The following is a 4257-nucleotide window of genomic DNA, read 5'->3' as shown; positions in this document are numbered from 1 at the left end:
GGGCAGCTGGTTTACCCGGTTAATCTTTTTTTATTTGAACGGGGAGTAGGATAGCGTGAAAGTTCATATTAAAGACTTTATCCACTACGCCGTTGTTGAACGGGGGCTTTCCCACAACACGGTTGTGAGCTATGAACGGGATTTGAATAGCTACGCCGCCTATTTAGAGGAACAGGAGCAGCTGAGCTCTTTTGACCAGGTGACAAGGCTTACCATCATCCAGTTTTTAAAGCATTTAAAAGACGCCGGAAAATCCGGTAAGACGATTGCGAGGCATCTCGCTTCCATCCGCAGCTTTCACCAGTTTCTGCTGAGGGAAAAAGTAACAGCCCAGGACCCGTCCGTCCATATTGAGTCACAAAAAACGGAACGGACGCTCCCGAAGGTGCTGTCATTACAGGAAGTCGAAACGCTTCTCGATACGCCGAAGCTGACGGGGCCGTTCGGCTACCGCGATAAAGCGATGCTGGAATTACTGTATGCGACAGGAATCCGCGTCAGCGAGATGATCGCATTAAAGCTGTCTGATGTCCATTTATCGATGGGCTTTATCCGCTGCTTCGGGAAAGGAAGAAAGGAGCGGATCGTTCCGCTCGGCGAAGCGGCGTCACATGCGGTCGGCGAATATCTGTCAAAAGCGAGGGGAAAGCTTTTGAAAAAAAATTCCGAAGACGCCCTGTTTCTGAATCACCACGGCAGACAGATGAGCCGGCAGGGGTTTTGGAAAAATTTAAAGAAAATCGCCTTGGAAGCGGGAATTAATAAAGAGCTGACGCCGCATACACTGAGGCACTCATTCGCCACACACCTGCTCGAAAACGGAGCCGATCTCCGGGCCGTTCAGGAAATGCTCGGACACGCCGACATTTCGACGACGCAAATTTATACACATGTGACGAAAACAAGGCTGAAAGACGTATATAAGCAATACCATCCCCGTGCATAGCCTAAAAGAACAGGCGAAAGCACGGTTTTTCATGTTGAGTGTGCAGCAAATTGCGGGAAGTTTCTCACTATTCCCGTTCGTATTGTCAACTGTTGTGTAAACGGTTTATACTTGGCTAATAGCGGTATTTTGGTTTTTTTATGCCAAGCGTGACAGCCTACAGCTGACAGAAAGAAAAAAAGGAGGCCGACAAATGCCTGCATTTGATTACAACCGCGTATTTTTAATTGTGATGGATTCCGTTGGAATCGGCGAGGCGCCTGATGCCGATCAATTTAATGACAAAGGCGCAGATACATTGGGCCATATTGCCGAACACATGGGAGGCATCCGCCTGCCGAACATGTCGAAGCTCGGACTCAGCAATATCCGAGAAATCAAAGGTGTCGAAAAGGCAGAAGAGCCGCTTGCCTATTACGGCAAAATGAAAGAAGCCTCAAACGGAAAAGATACGATGACTGGTCATTGGGAGATAATGGGACTTTACATAGACAAACCTTTCCAGGTGTTTCCCGAAGGTTTTCCGGACGAATTGATCCATGAACTTGAACAGAAGTCCGGAAGAAAAGTGATTGGAAACAAACCTGCATCAGGCACTGCGATTTTGGATGAGCTCGGTGCGGAGCATATGGAAACCGGCGCGCTGATCGTCTACACCTCAGCGGACTCCGTTCTGCAGATTGCCGCACACGAAGAAGTCGTGCCTCTCGAGGAATTGTACAAAATCTGCGAGATCGCGCGCGAGCTTACGCTTGACGAGAAATATATGGTCGGACGCGTCATTGCGAGGCCGTTTGTTGGCAAGCCGGGCGAATTTAAACGGACGCCGAACCGGCATGATTATGCGCTGAAGCCGTTTGACAGAACCGTAATGAATGAATTGAAAGATGACAGCTATGATGTGATTGCGATCGGCAAAATCTCCGATATCTACGACGGCGAGGGCATTACGGAATCGCTTAGAACGAAATCAAATATGGACGGGATGGACAAGCTGGTGCAAACGCTTGACAAAGATTTTACAGGAATCAGCTTTGTAAACCTCGTGGACTTTGACGCGCTGTTCGGGCACCGCCGCGATCCTGAAGGATACGGAAAAGCGCTCGAGGAATTCGACGCGCGCCTTCCTGAAGTATTTGAAAAGATGCGTGAAGACGATCTGCTCATCATTACCGCCGACCACGGCAATGATCCGGTTCACCATGGCACAGACCATACAAGGGAGTACGTGCCGCTTCTTGTATACAGCAAAAAGCACGAAAAGCCCGGTGCGCTTCCGCTCGCAGATACATTCGCGGACATCGGCGCGACGATTGCCGACAACTTTAAAACGAATATGCCAAAGTACGGAAAAAGCTTTTTATCCCTGCTGAAATAGGAGGAAACGACGTGAAACAGATGATTGCAAATGCCGCAGACTATATTAAAAGCAAAACAGAAATCAAACCGGCGGTCGGCCTGATTTTGGGATCGGGCCTTGGCGTGCTTGCTGATGAGATAAAAGACGCCGTTCGCATTAAATATGAAGACATCCCGGATTTTCCTGTTTCCACTGTTGAAGGGCATGCCGGACAGCTTGTCATCGGCAGACTTGAAAATGTGCAAGTCGTCGCGATGCAAGGGCGTTTTCATTTTTACGAAGGATATTCAATGGACAAGGTAACCTTCCCGGTACGTGTCATGAAAGAACTCGGGATCGAGACTTTAATTGTGACCAATGCCGCAGGCGGCGTCAATGAATCGTTCCGTCCCGGCGATTTGATGATCATATCCGATCATATCAATTATATGGGAACGAATCCGCTGATCGGGCCGAACGATTCCTCGCTGGGTGTCAGATTCCCTGACATGTCATCCGCATATGATAAGGAACTGCGCCTCTTGGCGAAAAAAACAGCCGAAGAATTGAACATCAGTGTACAAGAAGGGGTTTACACAGCCGTCACAGGACCTACATACGAAACGCCTGCCGAAGTGCGCTTCCTCAGAACGATCGGATCGGATGCTGTCGGCATGTCGACGGTTCCGGAAGTCATCGTGGCAAAACATGCGGGCCTTCGCGTGCTCGGCATTTCGTGTATATCAAACGCGGCAGCCGGAATCCTCGATCAGCCGCTCTCCCATGACGAAGTGATCGAAGTCACCGAAAAAGTAAAAGCCGACTTTTTGCGGTTTGTTAAAGCGGCCGTCGCCAAAATCGGCTAAAACCGCCGCGAAGTTGAAATGTGAGCCAATGCAAGTTCAAATAAGAACCTGCATTGGCTCTTTCTTTTTGCTTGATGAGAAATTTTTTCCAATCAATCCGTATAAATCCAACTGGATTGGAAAAAATAGAGAGGATTACGAAATGGAGGTCTGGGTGATGAAACGTCATTTATCCAAATTGCTGATTTTTACGATAATCCTGATGACTGCGCCGCCGGCGTTTGCAAAAGAGAGCGAAAAGAAACCGTCGGAGCTTGCTGATGACGCAAAATCTGCCGTTTTAATCGAGCGGGATACCGGTAAGGTGATGTATGACAAGAACAGCCGTGAAAAGCTTCCCCCGGCCAGCATGACAAAAGTGATGACCATGCTGTTGATCATGGAAGCTCTTGATGAAGGCAAGATCAAAATGAAAGACAAAGTCAGAACAAGCGAGTATGCCGCTTCAATGGGGGGATCGCAAATTTTCCTTGAGCCCGGCGAAGAAATGACGGTTGAAGATATGCTGAAAGGGATCGCCATCGGATCGGGTAATGATGCCTCTGTGGCAATGGCAGAGCATATTGCCGGATCTGAAGAGGAATTTGTCAAAAGAATGAATGAAAAAGCCGCTGAGCTCGGCCTCAAGGATACATCTTTTCAAAATACGACAGGTCTGCCTGAAGAAGGCCATTACAGCACAGCCTATGACATGGCACTCATGGCGAAAGAGCTTTTAAAATATGAAAACATCACGAAATTTACGGGAACATATGAAGACTATCTGAGAGAAAACAGTGATAAAAAATTCTGGCTCGTCAACACAAACCGCCTCATCAAATTTTATCCCGGCGTTGACGGAGTCAAGACCGGCTTTACAAATGAAGCAAAGTACTGCCTGACAGCTTCAGCGAAAAAAGGAAACATGCGCGTCATCGCTGTCGTTTTTGGTGCCAGTACGCCAAAAGAACGAAATGCCCAAATCACAAAAATGCTTGATTTTGCATTCAGCCAATATGAAACGCATCCGATGTATAAACGCAATGAAATCATTTCCGATTTGAAGGTCAATAAAGGCCATGAGCAAAAAATAAACCTTGTCACATCGGAACCGATTTCCCTTTTGA

The 4257-nt window shown here is 47.8% G+C and carries 4 protein-coding genes; all 4 read left to right on the top strand.

The window, feature by feature from the left end:
• Positions 1-55 precede the first annotated feature (55 nt).
• Positions 56-946, top strand: coding sequence for a site-specific tyrosine recombinase XerD (xerD, locus tag C1T29_RS13790; protein WP_023855928.1), 891 nt, complete (start codon positions 56-58; stop codon positions 944-946).
• A 193-nt stretch (positions 947-1139) separates the two neighbouring features.
• Positions 1140-2324: a phosphopentomutase gene (gene deoB, locus C1T29_RS13785; protein ID WP_020452036.1), complete on the top strand. Its 1185-nt coding sequence runs from the start codon at positions 1140-1142 to the stop codon at positions 2322-2324.
• A 20-nt stretch (positions 2325-2344) separates the two neighbouring features.
• Positions 2345-3151, top strand: coding sequence for a purine-nucleoside phosphorylase (locus C1T29_RS13780; protein WP_031304985.1), 807 nt, complete (start codon positions 2345-2347; stop codon positions 3149-3151).
• A 157-nt stretch (positions 3152-3308) separates the two neighbouring features.
• Positions 3309-4257, top strand: a 949-nt coding sequence (locus tag C1T29_RS13775; RefSeq protein ID WP_208945463.1) for a D-alanyl-D-alanine carboxypeptidase family protein, incomplete at its 3' end; no start/stop codon positions are given.

The organism is Bacillus sp. MBGLi79, from assembly GCF_002953915.1.
This window is presented reverse-complemented; position numbering and strand designations above follow the sequence as displayed.

Excerpts from the sequence above, each read along its gene's own strand:
- deoB (WP_020452036.1), top strand. The coding sequence starts at position 1,140 with ATGCCTGCATTTGATTACAACCGCGTATTTTTAATTGTGATGGATTCC.
- C1T29_RS13780 (WP_031304985.1), top strand. The coding sequence starts at position 2,345 with ATGATTGCAAATGCCGCAGACTATATTAAAAGCAAAACAGAAATCAAA.